Raw genomic sequence first — 14,346 nt, 5'->3', positions numbered from 1 at the left:
CATGGTTTCAAGGGGAGCAACAAGATGATCAAACGCAATCTGCTGGTGATGGGCCTCGCGGTTCTGCTGAGCGCCTGCGGTTTCCAGCTGCGCGGCACCGGCACCAATGAACTGGCGATCAAGGAACTCGACCTGAGCGCCCGTAACGCTTATGGCCCAACCGTTACCCAGTTGCGTCAAATACTGATTGGCAGCGGCGTCAAGGTCTATACCGGCGCTCCTTACAAGCTGGTGCTGACCAATGAACAGGAAAACCAGCGCATCCTCAGCTACGCAGGTGCCGGTCGTGCCGGCGAGTACCAGATCACCACCGTGCTGAACTACGACATCCGTGGTCGCGGCGATCTGCCACTGATGAGCGACAAGATTGAAGTGCAGAAAATCTACATGCACGACGGCAACAACCTGGTGGGCTCTGACCAGGAAGCTGAAACGGCCCGCACAGAAGGCCGCCGGGAGATGGTCCAGCGCATGATGCTGCGCCTGGAACAACTGAGCCCGGCCCAACTGGACCAGTTGCAGCAGACTGCCGAAGCCAAGGCCAAGGCGGATGCCGCGGCACTGGAAGCGGCAAAGAAGGCTGAAGCGGAAACCCCGCGTCAGTCGCCTATCGAACTGCCGCAGCAGTAAGACTTACGGGGCGCTCGGGCGCCCCGTTCGCCCCCCTCTTATGAAGCTCGCCCCCGCCCAACTCGCCAAACACCTGCAAGGCACCCTTGCGCCGGTCTATATCATCAGCGGCGACGACCCGTTGTTGTGCCAGGAGGCGGCCGACGCTGTTCGCGCTGCCGTCCGCCAGCAGGGATTCGATGAACGCCAGGTGTTTGCCGCCGACGCCAGTTTCGACTGGGGGACGCTGCTGCAAGCCGGTGCCAGCATGTCGCTGTTCGCCGAAAAGCGCCTGCTGGAACTGCGCCTGCCTTCCGGCAAACCCGGCGACAAGGGTGCCGCCGCGCTGATCGAGTACTGCTCGCGCCCGGCCGACGACACCGTACTGCTGATCAGCTTGCCGAAACTCGATGGCAGCGCGCAGAAAACCAAGTGGGGCAAGGCGTTGGTCGAAGGACAGCAGACCCAGTTCGTGCAGATCTGGCCGGTCGATGTCGCCCAGTTGCCAAGCTGGATCCGCCAACGTTTGTCCCAGGCCGGGCTTTCCGCCAGCCAGGACGCCGTTGAGCTGATCGCGGCACGGGTCGAGGGCAATCTGCTGGCCGCCGCCCAGGAAATCGAAAAGCTCAAACTGATGGCCGAAGGCGGCCAGATCACCGTTGAAACCGTGCAGGCTGCGGTGGCCGACAGTGCGCGCTTCGACGTCTTCGGCCTGACCGATGCGGTGCTCAATGGTGAAGCAGCCCACGCCTTGCGCATGCTCGAAGGGTTGCGCGGTGAAGGCGTCGAGCCGCCGGTGATTCTCTGGGCCCTGGCCCGGGAGTTGCGCCTGCTGGCCAATATCTCCCTGCAATACAGCCAGGGCACGCCACTGGACAAGGCCTTCAGCCAGGCCAAACCTCCGGTCTGGGACAAACGTAAACCGTTGGTGAGCAAAGCCCTGCAGCGCTACTCGGCCCAACGCTGGGCGCAGCTGCTGCTCGAAGCGCAGCGCATCGATGCCCAGATCAAGGGCCAGGCAGCTGGTTCGCCGTGGATGAGTTTGAGCCGGTTGACGTTGTTGATGGCCGGGCAAAGATTGTCGTTACCTGCCGAGTAAGGCTTTCTGTGGCGAGGGGGCTTGCCCCCGCTGGGGCGCGAAGCGGCCCCCATTCGTTACTGAGTTCTTCCAGGCACACCGCACACTCCGGTTCTACGGCTGCTCCGCAGCCGAACGGGGGCAAGCCCCCTCGCCACAAGGGACTAGACATCCCCCCAACTTCGGCCGATGATTTGCCCCGCAAAAACCACTCACTTGCGAGGCTTCATCATGAGCAAAAAGCCATCAACGCATGGCCCCAACAAGGCCAAATCCATCATCGCCCAGCCATTGTTCCGTAGCCGCCAGGTACGCCCGGCCAAGGGCAAAGGCAGTTACCGCCGCGAAGCCTTCCAGTCTGACAGCTGGGAGGCTTCTTACTTTCTGGCTGCGTAAAGCAGAACACCCCTTTGACATGGTAAGGTCTGTACCTGATTCGTATTCCCTGGACCCGTGCATGCCCTTTTGTCTTCCCCGTCGTTGGCACTTACGCCAATTGATCGCTGCCTCCAGCCTTGTTTTGCTTGTCGCCTGTGCGGAAAAACCGACCGCAGCCGACGCTCAGCCGCTTCAGACACTTCCTGTCGCTACCGCCCCGGCGGTTGTTCCGCCTGTGGTTCCGACCGGTGAGAACCTTGACATCCAGCCAACCCAGACCTTCGCCGAATGGCAGGCGGGTTTCCGCAAAGATGCCCTGGCCGCCGGCATCCGCGCCGATCTGTTTGATCGCGCTTTCGCCAATGTCAGCTTCGACCCCAGTGTGATTAATGCCGATCGCAGCCAACCGGAGTTCGCAAAACCGGTTTGGGAATACCTCGACGGCGCCTTGTCGCCGCTGCGGGTACGCAAAGGCCAGTCGCTGATCATCCAGTACGCCGACATCCTGCAAAACATCGAGCAGCGCTACGGCGTCGACCGCCAGGCACTGGTGGCGGTGTGGGGCATGGAGAGTAACTTCGGACAGTTCCAGGGCAGCAAGTCGGTGATCAACTCCCTGGCGACCTTGGCTTACGAAGGCCGCCGTCCCGGCTTCGCCCACGCGCAATTGATCGCGGCCTTGCAAATCCTGCAACAAGGCGACATCGAACCCGAGAAGATGCTGGGTTCCTGGGCCGGCGCCATGGGCCAGACCCAGTTCATCCCGACCACCTACAATACCCACGCCGTCGATTTCGACGGCGACGGCCGTCGCGATATCTGGGGCAGTTCGGCTGATGCCCTGGCCTCGACCGCGCATTACCTGCAAAGCTCCGGCTGGCAGAGAGGTCAGCCGTGGGGCTTTGAAGTCCAGCTACCGAGCGGTTTCAACTACGTACTGGCCGATGGCACGATTCGCAAGAGTGTCGCCGAGTGGCGCCAACTGGGCGTTACGCTGCCCAACGGTGGCCAGGTCCCGGCAGGCTCGGAACAACTGTCTGCGGCACTGCTATTGCCGGCTGGCTACCGCGGCCCGGCCTTCCTGGTGCTCGACAACTTCCGCGCGATTCTCAAGTACAACAACTCGTCGTCCTACGCCCTGGGGGTGAGCCTGTTGTCCGAACGCTTCAATGGCGCTGGCTTGATCAGCGGTACGTGGCCAAAGGATGACCTGCCTCTGAGTCGTACCGAGCGGATCGAGCTGCAGAACCTGCTGAGCGGGCAAAACTATGACGCCGGCACCGCCGACGGGATCATCGGCGCCAACACCCGCAAGGCGATCCGTAGCGCCCAGCAGTCGTTTGGCTGGCCGGCGGATGGGTATCCGACGCACAAGTTGCTGGAAGGGTTGCGGAACCGCTAAAAGCTTCGCGGGCAAGCCCGCTCCCACAGGTTCAGGGGCGTTCACATGATTTGTGTACGACGCGAACACTGTGGGAGCGGGCTTGCTCCGGGCGGCGTTCCGACGAAGACTGACTGACAGGCGATAAAAATCTAACGCCCGACCACCACATCCTGCTCCAACACCAACTCCTTGTTCCCAGCATCCAGCCTGACCAACGCCCCCATGGGCAGCGTCAGGTTCGGGTCGCAATGCCCACTGCGCCACCCGGACAGCACCGGAATCTTCAATGGCTCGAAGGTCTGCTTGAGCAACCTGTCCAGCGCTGCTACCTCAACCCCCGCCACATCCCCGACCAACACGCCGCGCAGCTTGTGCAACGTGCCAGCCAGCCGCAGTTGGGTCAGCAACCGGTCAATGCGATACAGCGGCTCGTTGATGTCCTCGATCAACAGAATGACGCCCTCGGCGTCCATCTCGTAGGGCGTGCCCATGGTCGCGGCGATCATGGCCAGATTGCCTCCGAGCAAGCGCCCATGTGCCACACCCGGCTCGATCGTGGTCAGCGGGTAAGCCACCGGATGAGCCAGCACCGTGCCCGCCCTCACCTGCCCGCGCAGCATGTTGAAGAACGAAGACTCGGTAGGTATTTGCTTGTCACCCAGCAGGTCGGCATTGAGCAACGGACCATGAAAGGTCACGAAGCCGGCATAACGACTGATCGCCAGATGCAGCGCGGTGATGTCGCTGTAGCCGACGAACGGCTTGGCGTTGTCACGCAGCAAATCAAAATCGATGCGGTCGAGCAGCCGGGGTGTGCCGTAACCACCGCGCAGGCAGATAATCGCATCCACCTCGCTGTCGGCGAACGCTGCGTGCAGATCGCCAAGTCGCACTTCGTCGCTACCGGCCAGGTAGCCGTTTTTTTCGTAGACCCCGGGAAACACTTTCAGTGAATAACCCCGGGCACGCATCCATTGCACCGCCTTGTCGGTGTCCAGCGGCGCGGGACCGGCGGGTGCGATAACGCCGATCATGCCTTCCGACGGCAGTGCCGGGACGGGAGCATGAGGGCAAAGGGTGTGGGTCGGTCGAGCGGTCATCCGTGAATCTCCCTGCGTGAAATCTTCAGCACACAGTAGTCAGGAACGGGAACAAACAGAAGAGGTACCGTTGCCCCGCAGGTTGCAGAAAAAACAGCCATTGCCATGGGCCAGGCAAAAAAACGCCCGCGAGGCTGGATGCCGTGCGGGCGTTTTTCATTTCATTGCGTCGATCAGGACGACATCAGCTCGGCCTTGACCAGCTTGGCCTGCTCGTCGGCGTGATACGAGGAGCGTACCAACGGACCCGAGGCAACGTTCTTGAAGCCCATCTTGTAGCCTTCCTCGGCGAACCAGGCGAAGGTGTCCGGGTGCACGAAACGCTGTACCGGCAAGTGGCTGCGGGACGGTTGCAGGTACTGGCCGAGGGTCAGCATGTCGATGTCGTGCTCGCGCATGCGCTTCATGACTTCGATGACTTCTTCGTCGGTCTCGCCCAGGCCCAGCATCAGGCCGGACTTGGTTGGAATGTGCGGCATCATCTGCTTGAAGCGTTGCAGCAGGGTCAGCGACCACTGGTAGTCCGAACCCGGACGTGCAGCCTTGTACAGGCGCGGCACGGTTTCCAGGTTGTGGTTGAACACATCCGGTGGCTCAGCGGCGGTGATTTCCAGCGCGATGTCCATGCGGCCACGGTAGTCCGGGACCAGGGTCTCGAGCTGCACGTTCGGCGACAGCTTGCGGATTTCACGGATGCAGTCGGCAAAGTGCTGGGCACCGCCGTCACGCAGGTCGTCGCGGTCTACCGAGGTGATCACCACGTACTTCAGGCGCAGGTCGGCGATGGCAATGGCCAGGCTTTCCGGCTCGTTGACGTCCAGTGGCTTCGGACGGCCGTGGCCGACGTCGCAGAACGGGCAACGACGGGTGCAGATGTCACCCATGATCATGAAGGTCGCGGTGCCACCGGAGAAGCACTCGCCCAGGTTCGGGCAGGATGCCTCTTCGCACACGCTGTGCAGCTTGTGTTTGCGCAGCAGGGCCTTGATGCGGTCGACTTCCGGCGAAACCGGGATGCGTACACGAATCCAGTCCGGTTTCTTCGGCAGTTCGGTGGTCGGAATGATCTTCACCGGGATGCGTGCAACCTTTTCGGCGCCGCGCAGCTTGACGCCGGCTTCAACCTTGGGACGCGGGGCCGGGCGCTCGGAAACATCGAGCGTCGGGATCATGGTTTGCACTGCATCAGTAGTCATATCAGTCGATTCCGCCCGTCAGGGTCGTCTGCTCAGCATAGTCGAGGTGTTTGACGAGCTGCGCGCGCAGCCGGGCACTTACCTCGGCAAATTCAATCGATCCTGCGTGATCGCTCAGCTGGGTCATCGCCAGCCCGGCATAGCCGCAGGGATTAATCCGTCGAAACGGTTCCAGGTTCATGTCCACGTTCAAGGCCAGGCCATGAAAGGAACAGCCGTGGCGGATCCGTAGACCCAGGGAGGCGATTTTCGCCCCATCGACGTAGACACCCGGTGCATCGGGCTTGGCCACGGCGGTGACACCGTAACTGGCCAGCAGCTCGATCAGGCATTGCTCCATCCGGCTGACCAGATCGCGCACGCCAAACCCGAGCTTGCGCACGTCAAGCAGCAGGTAAGCCACCAGCTGGCCGGGGCCGTGGTAGGTCACCTGACCACCACGGTCGACCTGCACCACCGGAATATCACCGGGAAGCAGCAGGTGCTCGGCCTTGCCAGCCTGGCCTTGGGTGAACACCGCAGGGTGTTCCACCAGCCAGATCTCGTCGGCGGCATCGTTGCCGCGTTCGTTGGTGAAGCGCTGCATGGCATGCCAGACCGGCTCGTAAGCCATCTGGCCGAGCTCGCGAAAACCCAGCACACCGGACATCACAGCACCATGTGCACGAAACCGGTTGCCCGCAGTTCGCTGTTGATGTTGTACAGCTGGTCCTGGTCGGTCGCGACGATGTGCAACTGAATGGTGGTGTATTTGCCGTTGCTGCTCTGGCGCTCGTCAACACGCTCATCGTTGATCGTTGCATATTTGCGGACGATGTCGATGATTCTGTCCTTGTTGCCCGCGCCGGTGTCGCTGATCACCTTAACCGGGTAATCATTGGCAGGGAACTCGATCTTTGGCGCCTTTACTTCGGTATCGGTCATGGCGTAACGGCCTCGTAAGCGTAAGCCGTGGCGACGGGCATGGCTGCGCGCCAGATCAGCGCGGAGCCATGCAGGTGCACACTAAATTCAGTTGAACAAGCCGTAGAAGAATAGACGGATGCTATCCCACATGCGGCGGAAGATACCACCTTCCTCGACAGCGTCCAGAGCGATCAGATCGGCGCTGTGCACCACCTTGTCGTCCAGTTTCACTTCGACTTTACCGATCACGTCGCCTTTGGCGATTGGCGCGACCAGTTGCGGGTTCATGGTCATGCTGGCAGCGAGCTTTTTCAGCTGGCCTTTTGGCAGGGTCATGGTCAGGTCTTCAGCCAGACCGGCTTTGACCTGGTTGGTGGAGCCTTTCCAGACCGGAGCCTGAGCCAGCTCGGTGCCCTTCTGGTAGAAGGTCTGGGTTTCGAAGAAACGGAAACCGTAGGTCAGCAGCTTCTGGGTTTCGGCGGCACGGGCCACTTCGCTGTTGGTGCCGAATACCACGGCGATCAGGCGCATGCCATCACGTACGGCCGAGGACACCATGCAGTAGCCGGCTTCGTCGGTGTGGCCGGTTTTCAGACCATCGACGGTCTTGTCGCGCCACAGCAGCAGGTTACGGTTCGGTTGCTTGATGCCGTTCCAGAAGAACTCTTTCTGCGAGTAGATCGCGTAGTGAGCAGGGTCTTCGTGGATGATCGCGCGAGCCAGCACAGCCATATCGTGAGCCGACGAATAGTGCTCAGGGTTCGGCAGGCCGGTCGGGTTCATGAAGTGGGTGTTGGTCATGCCCAGGTCGGCGACGGTCTTGTTCATCAGGTCGGCGAAGGCGTCTTCGCTACCGGCGATGTGCTCGGAGAGCGCGACGCTGGCGTCGTTGCCCGACTGGATGATGATGCCGTGCAGCAGGTCGCTGACGGTGACCTGCGAGCCGACCTTGATGAACATCCGCGAACCACCGGTACGCCAGGCGTTTTCGCTGACGGTCACCGGATCGTTTTCGCCGATCTGGCCACGACGGATTTCCAGGGTCGCGATGTACGCGGTCATCAGCTTGGTCAGGCTGGCCGGTGGCAGACGCTGGTCACCGTTGTTCTCGACCAGCACGTTGCCGCTGCTGGCATCCATGAGCACATAGGCCTTGGCGGCCAGTTGTGGTGGCGAAGGCATCATCTCGACCGCGAATGCGGCAGGTGAGAGAAGCAGCGGGACTAGCAGGAACAGGCGTTTGGCAAAGGTGGTGATGTTCATCCGTCTCTCGAAATCGCTAATGGAAACTGCCCAAGGGCAAAACTAATCAAATAACCTTCAGGCTTTGCCCGAAAACTGCCTGCGCGACGATCATGCTGCGTTAAAAACAGGCTCGGAATGCTCATGTAGGCCCCTACACTCCGCTTCCTCGCCTGTTTTTGCCTTGCCTGATCACCGCTCGGCGAGTTTTCGAACAAACCCTACGAGTCATCGCGTGTTCAGCTGTTCACTCAGTCACCCTTGCCGGGCTTTTGTTCTTCAACGAGTCAACAACCTGGTTCGCCCCCCAATACCGCAGACGAACCGTCAATCAAGCTCTACGTATTACTTCGTGGCTTACTCGGTCACAACACTCGGTGAACCGAGATTGGCCAGGCGCACACTGTTCTGCACCTGCTGAATTTCACCCGGCGATCCGATCGGGCCCAGGCGAACCCGATGCAGGGTCTGCTGATTGCGCACGATCGAGCTGATGAACACCGGAGCGCTCACCATCCCGCTGAGCTTCGATCTCAGGAGTTCTGCAGCGTCCGGGTTGGCGAACGCGCCCACCTGCAGATACTGGCCAGAGGCTGGTACAGAAGCGTTTTTTTTTGCATCAAGCTGCACTGGCACCATCGCGGCGGCGTGTTGCTGCGGCGGAGGCGTCCATTGTTCGACGGTGCCGGCCGAAGCCGTGATCACCGGGGCGCTATTCTGCGCGACTTTAGGTTCGTTGAGCATTAATGGTGCCGGACGGCCCTTGGCGGCCCACCATTGCTGCGGGTCGATACCTTCGACCTTGACCCGCGCGGTGCCGGTTTCGGCGTAACCGAGTTTCTTGGCGGCAGCGTAGGACAAGTCGATGATCCGGTCCGAGTAGAACGGTCCGCGGTCGTTTACTCGCAGGATCACGCTCTTGTTGTTGTCCAGGTTGGTCACCCGGACGTAACTTGGCAGTGGCAATGTCTTGTGCGCGGCACTCATGCCGTACAGGTCATACACTTCGCCGTTGGCGGTGTTCTGACCGTGGAACTTGGTGCCGTACCAGGACGCCGTACCCGACTGCACGTAGGTCTTGGACTCTTGCAGCGGGAAGTAGGTCTTGCCCAGCACGGTGTACGGGTTGGCCTTGTACGGGCCGGTGTGCAGGGTCGGCGTGGCGTCCGGGATACGCGAAACATCGACATCCCACCATGGCGCGCCATCCTTGTGGGCACGGTTGATGTCCAGCCCCGGCGTCGAGCGCACCGCGGTGCTGCTGGTTTTCTGGGCCGGCGCGCGGCTGGTCGAACAACTGGCGACCAGCACTGCCAGCGCGGCGAATGCCATCAGCTTCAGGGGTTTATTGATAGGCAATGCCCGCATTACTTGACGCCCCGTGCTTGGACCAGCTGTTCAGACAGTTGATGTACGGCCATGGCGTACATCACGCTGCGGTTATATCGCGTGATCGCGTAAAAATTCTTCAGGCCCATCCAGTACTCGGGGCCATTGTCGCCTTCCAGGCGGAACGCAGTAACCGGCATATCATCGCGCAGCGCATCATGACTTGACCACCCCAGGGCTCGCAACTCCCCGACGGTTTTCGTCGGTTCGATACCTGCGGTCAAACCTTCGTCGACCTGATCGCCACGGACATCGGCGCGGCTGACCACCGGTTCGCCGGCGACCCAGCCATGACGCTTGAAGTAGCTGGCGACACTGCCGATGGCATCGTCCGGGTTGGTCCAGATATTGATATGGCCATCCCCGTCAAAATCCACCGCATAGGCGCGAAAACTGCTTGGCATGAATTGCGGCAATCCCATTGCGCCGGCGTAGGAGCCTTTGAGCGTCAACGGATCGACCTGCTCTTCGCGGGCCAACAGCAGGAACTCACGCAATTCCTTGCGGAAAAACTCGGCACGGGGAGGATAGTCGAAACCCAGGGTCGACAAGGCATCGATCACCCGGAAATTTCCTGTATTACGGCCGAAAAAGGTTTCAACGCCGATGATCGAGACAATCACCTGGGCCGGCACGCCGTATTCCTGCTCGGCACGGGCCAACACCGCTTCGTGCTGACGCCAGAAATCCACACCCCGGGCGATGCGCGCATCGGTGATGAACATCGGGCGATATTCGCTCCACTGCTTGACCCGTTCGGCGGGCTTCGAGATGGCGTCCAGAATCGACTGCTTGCGCTCGGCTTCGCGGAACACGCCCATCAATTGTTCACCTGCGAAACCGTAGTCGCGGGTCATTTCACCGACGAACTCGGCCACTTGGGGTGAGCCTTCGTAGTCGCCGGCCAACGCTTCCTGCATGGTGCCAAGGATGCTTACCAGGCCGACCCATGGCGCGTATCGAGTCGCCCAGCCACGCATTACTTGCATTGAAAATTTCACCTTATTCAAACCTGCGCGATCCACTTGCGATGGGTATGGATCGACATCAAAACCCCAAACGCTGACAGTAGCGTCACCAGCGAAGTTCCTCCGTAGCTAATGAACGGCAACGGCACCCCCACCACCGGCAACAGGCCACTGACCATACCGATGTTGACGAAAACATAAACAAAAAACGTCATGGTCAGGCTGCCCGCGAGCAACTTGCCGAACAATGTCTGCGCTTGGGCGGTAATCACCAGGCCACGGCCGATCAATAGCAGGTAGATCAGTAACAGCGCGCAGATCCCCACCAGGCCGAACTCTTCACCCAATACGGCAATGATGAAGTCGGTGTGGCTTTCCGGCAGGAAGTCCAGGTGCGACTGGGTGCCCAGCAACCAGCCCTTGCCAAACACACCACCGGAGCCGATGGCGGCCTTGGACTGGATGATGTTCCAGCCCGTACCGAGCGGATCACTCTCCGGGTCGAGGAACGTCAGGATTCGCTGCTTCTGGTAGTCGTGCATGATGAAAAACCACATGGCAATCGCCACGGGAACAGCGGCGGCCAGCACGCTGAGGATCCAGCGCCAGCGCAGGCCACCCATGAACAGCACGAAAGCGCCGCCGGCCAGGATCAGCAGCGACGTACCGAGGTCCGGCTGACGCACGATCAGAATGAACGGCACCCCGATCAACATCAGGCTGATACCCACATGCTTGAGTTGCGGCGGCAATGTGCGCTTGGACAGATACCAGGCGATGGTTGCCGGCATCAGGATTTTCATGAACTCCGAGGGCTGGAAGCGCACGACACCAGGGATATTGATCCAGCGCGTGGCGCCCATGGCGTTGTGGCCCATGACATCCACCACCACCAGCAACAGCACACCGATCACATACCCGACCGGCACCCAACGGGCCATGAAGCGCGGCTCGAACTGCGCGATGACGATCATCGAGACCAGACCGATGCCGAACGAAGTAGCCTGCTTGGCCAGCAGGTCCCAGCTCTTGCCACTGGCCGAATACAGCACGAACAGACTGCCGGCGGCCAGGGTCAACAGCAAAATCAGCAACACGCCATCGATGTGCATGCGTTGCAGCAGCGTCGCGCGACGACGCATCACATCCTCACTGGAGAGCATGCGATCAAAATTATTCATCACGGGCCGTGGCCTCCGCGCTATTAGGGCTGGCGTATTCGGCTTTGAGGTGCCCGTTCTGGTCGAGCAACCAGGCGTCCATGATCTGACGCACCACTGGCGCGGCGACGCCGGAGCCGGACTCACCGTTCTCGACCATCACCGACACCACGATCTGCGGATCGTCCGCCGGGGCGAAGCCCACGAACAAGGCGTGGTCGCGATGGCGCTCCTGAACCTTGGAGCGGTCGTACTTCTCACCCTGCTTGATCGCGACCACCTGGGCCGTACCACTCTTGCCGGCGATGCGGTACTGCGCACCGATCGAAGCCTTGCGTGCCGTACCGCGGGCGCCGTGCATCACCTGCTGCATGCCGTGGTTGACCTTGGTCCAGTCAGATGGATCGCGCAGGATAATGTCCGGCATCGGGTTCTGATCCACCGGTTTCTCGCCTTCGATGGTCTTGGCCAGGTGAGGACGGTTCCAGATGCCTTTGTTGGCCACCAGCGCCGTGGCCTGGGCCAGCTGCAACGGGGTCGACTGCATGTAGCCCTGACCGATCCCGAGAATCAGCGTTTCGCCCGGGAACCATGCCTGGCGACGGGTCGCGCGCTTCCATTCGCGGGTCGGCATCAGACCCGGCGATTCCTCGAACATGTCCAGGGAAACCTTCTGACCGATACCGAACTTGGACAGATACGACGACAGCCGATCGATCCCCAGCTTGTGGGCCAGGTCATAGAAGTAGGTGTCGTTGGAACGCATGATCGCCGTGTCGAGGTCGACAAAACCATCACCGGTGCGGTTCCAGTTGCGGTACTTGTGATCGTAGTTGGGCAGCATGTAGTAGCCGGGGTCGAACACCCGGGTCGAGGCAGTCACCACACCCGAATCCAGGCCGGCAATCGCCACGGCAGGCTTGATGGTCGAACCCGGCGGGTACAGACCGCGCAGCACGCGATTGAATAGCGGCCGGTCGATGGAGTCGCGCAGTTCGGAATAGGCCTTGGAGCTGATGCCGGTGACGAACAGGTTCGGATCGAAGCTCGGCTGACTGACCATCGCCAGCACCTCGCCGGTTTTCGGGTTCAGGGCCACCACCGCACCACGACGACCGCCGAGCGCGGTTTCGGCGGCTTCCTGCAATTTGATGTCCAGGCTCAGGACGATGTCTTTGCCGGAAACCGGTTCGGTGCGCTTGAGCACCCGCAATACACGGCCCCGAGCGTTGGTCTCGACCTCCTCGTAACCCACCTGACCATGCAGCTCCGGCTCATAGAAACGCTCGATGCCGGTTTTGCCGATCTGATGGGTGCCGCTATAACTGACCGGGTCCAGAGACTTGAGCTCTTTCTCGTTGATCCGCCCCATGTAGCCCACCGAGTGCGCAAAATGCGCGCCCTGGGGATAGTGACGAACCAGTTGGGCGACCACTTCCACCCCCGGCAGGCGGAACTGGTTCACGGCGATGCGGGCGATCTGCTCTTCGGTCAGCTCGAACAGGATCGGCACCGGTTCGAACGGTCGACGCCCCTGACGCATGCGCTTCTCGAAGATCACCCGGTCCTCGGGCGTCAGCTCCAGCACTTCGACGATCACGTCGAGCACTTGCTGCCAATCGCCAGAACGCTCGCGGGTCATGCTCAAGCTGAAGCTGGGCCGGTTGTCGGCAATCACCACGCCATTGCGGTCGAAAATCAATCCACGAGTGGGTGGAATCGGCTGTACATGGACGCGGTTGTTTTCCGACAGGGTCGAGTGGTACTCGTACTGGATCACCTGCAGGAAATACAGGCGCGCGATCAGTACGCCAATCAGCGTGACCACCGCAATTGCCCCGAACACGACGCGGCCACGCACCAGACGGGCGTCTTTTTCGTGGTCCTTGATGCGGATCGGCTGGGACATGAGGGCAGAACTACTTGTGGTAAGGGTGACCGGACAGCACGGTCCAGGCACGGTACATCTGTTCGCCGATCAGGATCCGCACCAGCGGGTGCGGCAAGGTCAGCGGCGACAACGACCAACGCTGGTCAGCCCGGGCACAGACTTCCGGCGCCAACCCCTCGGGGCCACCGACCATGAAGTTGACCGTGCGCGAGTCCAGCCGCCAGCGATCGAGCTCGACCGCCAGTTGCTCGGTGCTCCAGGGCTTGCCATGGACTTCGAGAGTGACAATCCGCTCGTTCGGCCCGACCTTGGCCAGCATGGCTTCGCCTTCCTGGCGGATGAAACGGGCCACGTCGGCGTTCTTGCCACGGGTATTGAGCGGTATTTCCACCAGTTCCAGCGCCAGCTCGGACGGAAGACGCTTGGCATATTCATGCCAGCCTTCTTCCACCCACTTGGGCATGCGTGAACCGACGGCGATCAGTCGCAGTCGCACAGCGGTCCCTTATTCCTGGTCTTTGTTGAGCTTGTTGAAATGCTCGTGACCAACTTCAGGGCTGTGGTGCTTGCCATCGGCCGCACGGCTCTGCTCGGCACCTTTCCACAGGCGCTCCAGGTCGTAGAACTGGCGGGCGTTGGAGGTCATCATGTGGACGATCACGTCGTCCATGTCCAACAGCACCCAGTCGCTGTCGCCCTTGCCTTCTTCACCCAGCGGCTTGATACCCAGGGCTTTGACGGCCTCGCGAACCTTGTCCAGCATCGCGCCGATCTGGCGGTTGGAGGTACCGGTGGCGATGATCATGTAGTCAGTGATGCTCTGCTTGTCGCGAACATCAATCACCAGCACGTCCTGGGCCTTGACGTCTTCCAGGGCGGCTACGGCGATCTTGACCAGCTCGTCGCCTTTAGGCGGCTCGGCGGCGAGGACCTTTTCCGGCAGTGGGGCACTCTTGAATGTGCCTTTGCGTTTTACTTTGCTTACGTCGTTGCTCGTCATATAAAACTCGTTTTGCTCGTTTGTTCGGGCGCTTCAATACACGTT

15 protein-coding genes are annotated in these 14,346 nt (G+C 60.9%); 4 read left to right on the top strand and 11 right to left on the bottom strand.

Annotation, left to right across the window (positions count from 1 at the left end; genetic code table 11):
- Nucleotides 1-24: 24 nt before the first annotated feature.
- From VC35_RS17520 to VC35_RS17505, 4 genes are all read left to right on the top strand, one after another.
- Entirely contained in the window at nucleotides 25-630 is a 606-nt protein-coding gene (locus VC35_RS17520; RefSeq protein ID WP_046041691.1) for an LPS-assembly lipoprotein LptE, read from the top strand.
- Nucleotides 631-670: 40 nt separating this feature from the next.
- Nucleotides 671-1,708 carry a DNA polymerase III subunit delta gene (gene holA / locus VC35_RS17515; protein WP_046041690.1) on the top strand — a complete coding sequence of 346 codons (1,038 nt, stop codon included), beginning with the start codon at nucleotides 671-673 and terminating at the stop codon, nucleotides 1,706-1,708.
- A 210-nt stretch (nucleotides 1,709-1,918) separates the two neighbouring features.
- Nucleotides 1,919-2,083: an alternative ribosome rescue factor ArfA gene (gene arfA, locus VC35_RS17510; RefSeq protein WP_046041689.1), complete on the top strand. Its 165-nt coding sequence runs from the start codon at nucleotides 1,919-1,921 to the stop codon at nucleotides 2,081-2,083.
- Between the two features lie 61 nt (nucleotides 2,084-2,144).
- Nucleotides 2,145-3,467, top strand: coding sequence for a lytic murein transglycosylase (locus VC35_RS17505; protein ID WP_046041688.1), 1,323 nt, complete (start codon nucleotides 2,145-2,147; stop codon nucleotides 3,465-3,467).
- A gap of 131 nt (nucleotides 3,468-3,598) precedes the next feature.
- On the opposite strand, the gene VC35_RS17500 is transcribed toward VC35_RS17505, so the two are convergent.
- The 11 genes from VC35_RS17500 to rsfS all read right to left on the bottom strand — a co-directional run bounded on the left by VC35_RS17500 (nucleotide 3,599) and on the right by rsfS (nucleotide 14,301).
- A complete protein-coding gene (locus tag VC35_RS17500) occupies nucleotides 3,599-4,549 on the bottom strand; it encodes a S66 peptidase family protein (RefSeq protein WP_046041687.1) in 951 nt (316 codons plus the stop codon).
- 173 nt (nucleotides 4,550-4,722) lie between these two features.
- Nucleotides 4,723-5,721 carry a lipoyl synthase gene (lipA, locus tag VC35_RS17495; protein WP_162130451.1) on the bottom strand — a complete coding sequence of 333 codons (999 nt, stop codon included), beginning with the start codon at nucleotides 5,719-5,721 and terminating at the stop codon, nucleotides 4,723-4,725.
- Between the two features lie 25 nt (nucleotides 5,722-5,746).
- Nucleotides 5,747-6,394 carry a lipoyl(octanoyl) transferase LipB gene (lipB, locus tag VC35_RS17490; protein WP_046041686.1) on the bottom strand — a complete coding sequence of 216 codons (648 nt, stop codon included), beginning with the start codon at nucleotides 6,392-6,394 and terminating at the stop codon, nucleotides 5,747-5,749.
- Nucleotides 6,394-6,669: a DUF493 domain-containing protein gene (locus VC35_RS17485; protein ID WP_046041685.1), complete on the bottom strand. Its 276-nt coding sequence runs from the start codon at nucleotides 6,667-6,669 to the stop codon at nucleotides 6,394-6,396. The genes lipB and VC35_RS17485 overlap by 1 nt, the downstream gene beginning before the upstream one ends.
- Nucleotides 6,670-6,756: 87 nt before the next feature.
- Nucleotides 6,757-7,914, bottom strand: coding sequence for a D-alanyl-D-alanine carboxypeptidase family protein (locus tag VC35_RS17480; protein ID WP_046041684.1), 1,158 nt, complete (start codon nucleotides 7,912-7,914; stop codon nucleotides 6,757-6,759).
- A 336-nt stretch (nucleotides 7,915-8,250) separates the two neighbouring features.
- On the bottom strand, nucleotides 8,251-9,261 hold the full coding sequence (locus VC35_RS17475; RefSeq protein WP_046041683.1) for a septal ring lytic transglycosylase RlpA family protein: 1,011 nt from the start codon (nucleotides 9,259-9,261) through the stop codon (nucleotides 8,251-8,253).
- Entirely contained in the window at nucleotides 9,261-10,271 is a 1,011-nt protein-coding gene (gene mltB, locus VC35_RS17470) for a lytic murein transglycosylase B (RefSeq protein ID WP_046041682.1), read from the bottom strand. Before mltB ends, VC35_RS17475 begins: the two co-directional genes overlap by 1 nt.
- A 17-nt stretch (nucleotides 10,272-10,288) precedes the next feature.
- Nucleotides 10,289-11,392, bottom strand: a complete 1,104-nt coding sequence (gene rodA / locus VC35_RS17465) for a rod shape-determining protein RodA (protein ID WP_046041681.1) — start codon at nucleotides 11,390-11,392, stop codon at nucleotides 10,289-10,291.
- A gap of 31 nt (nucleotides 11,393-11,423) precedes the next feature.
- Entirely contained in the window at nucleotides 11,424-13,319 is a 1,896-nt protein-coding gene (mrdA, locus tag VC35_RS17460) for a penicillin-binding protein 2 (RefSeq protein WP_046041680.1), read from the bottom strand.
- Between the two features lie 10 nt (nucleotides 13,320-13,329).
- Nucleotides 13,330-13,797, bottom strand: a complete 468-nt coding sequence (gene rlmH, locus VC35_RS17455) for a 23S rRNA (pseudouridine(1915)-N(3))-methyltransferase RlmH (protein ID WP_008052376.1) — start codon at nucleotides 13,795-13,797, stop codon at nucleotides 13,330-13,332.
- A gap of 9 nt (nucleotides 13,798-13,806) precedes the next feature.
- Nucleotides 13,807-14,301 carry a ribosome silencing factor gene (gene rsfS / locus VC35_RS17450; protein ID WP_046041679.1) on the bottom strand — a complete coding sequence of 165 codons (495 nt, stop codon included), beginning with the start codon at nucleotides 14,299-14,301 and terminating at the stop codon, nucleotides 13,807-13,809.
- Nucleotides 14,302-14,346: the final 45 nt, after the last annotated feature.

It is taken from the genome of Pseudomonas fluorescens, assembly GCF_000967965.1.
Lineage (GTDB): Bacteria > Pseudomonadota > Gammaproteobacteria > Pseudomonadales > Pseudomonadaceae > Aquipseudomonas > Aquipseudomonas grandcourensis.
This window is presented reverse-complemented; position numbering and strand designations above follow the sequence as displayed.

Bases quoted from the DNA above. Each gene is read 5' to 3' on its own strand.
- rsfS (WP_046041679.1), bottom strand. From the start codon at position 14,301: ATGACGAGCAACGACGTAAGCAAAGTAAAACGCAAAGGCACATTCAAG.
- VC35_RS17485 (WP_046041685.1), bottom strand. From the start codon at position 6,669: ATGACCGATACCGAAGTAAAGGCGCCAAAGATCGAGTTCCCTGCCAAT.
- VC35_RS17520 (WP_046041691.1), top strand. From the start codon at position 25: ATGATCAAACGCAATCTGCTGGTGATGGGCCTCGCGGTTCTGCTGAGC.
- mrdA (WP_046041680.1), bottom strand. From the start codon at position 13,319: ATGTCCCAGCCGATCCGCATCAAGGACCACGAAAAAGACGCCCGTCTG.
- VC35_RS17500 (WP_046041687.1), bottom strand. From the start codon at position 4,549: ATGACCGCTCGACCGACCCACACCCTTTGCCCTCATGCTCCCGTCCCG.
- VC35_RS17480 (WP_046041684.1), bottom strand. From the start codon at position 7,914: ATGAACATCACCACCTTTGCCAAACGCCTGTTCCTGCTAGTCCCGCTG.
- rodA (WP_046041681.1), bottom strand. From the start codon at position 11,392: ATGCGTCGTCGCGCGACGCTGCTGCAACGCATGCACATCGATGGCGTG.
- lipB (WP_046041686.1), bottom strand. From the start codon at position 6,394: ATGTCCGGTGTGCTGGGTTTTCGCGAGCTCGGCCAGATGGCTTACGAG.
- mltB (WP_046041682.1), bottom strand. From the start codon at position 10,271: ATGCAAGTAATGCGTGGCTGGGCGACTCGATACGCGCCATGGGTCGGC.
- holA (WP_046041690.1), top strand. From the start codon at position 671: ATGAAGCTCGCCCCCGCCCAACTCGCCAAACACCTGCAAGGCACCCTT.
- VC35_RS17505 (WP_046041688.1), top strand. From the start codon at position 2,145: ATGCCCTTTTGTCTTCCCCGTCGTTGGCACTTACGCCAATTGATCGCT.
- VC35_RS17475 (WP_046041683.1), bottom strand. From the start codon at position 9,261: ATGCGGGCATTGCCTATCAATAAACCCCTGAAGCTGATGGCATTCGCC.
- lipA (WP_162130451.1), bottom strand. From the start codon at position 5,721: ATGATCCCGACGCTCGATGTTTCCGAGCGCCCGGCCCCGCGTCCCAAG.
- arfA (WP_046041689.1), top strand. From the start codon at position 1,919: ATGAGCAAAAAGCCATCAACGCATGGCCCCAACAAGGCCAAATCCATC.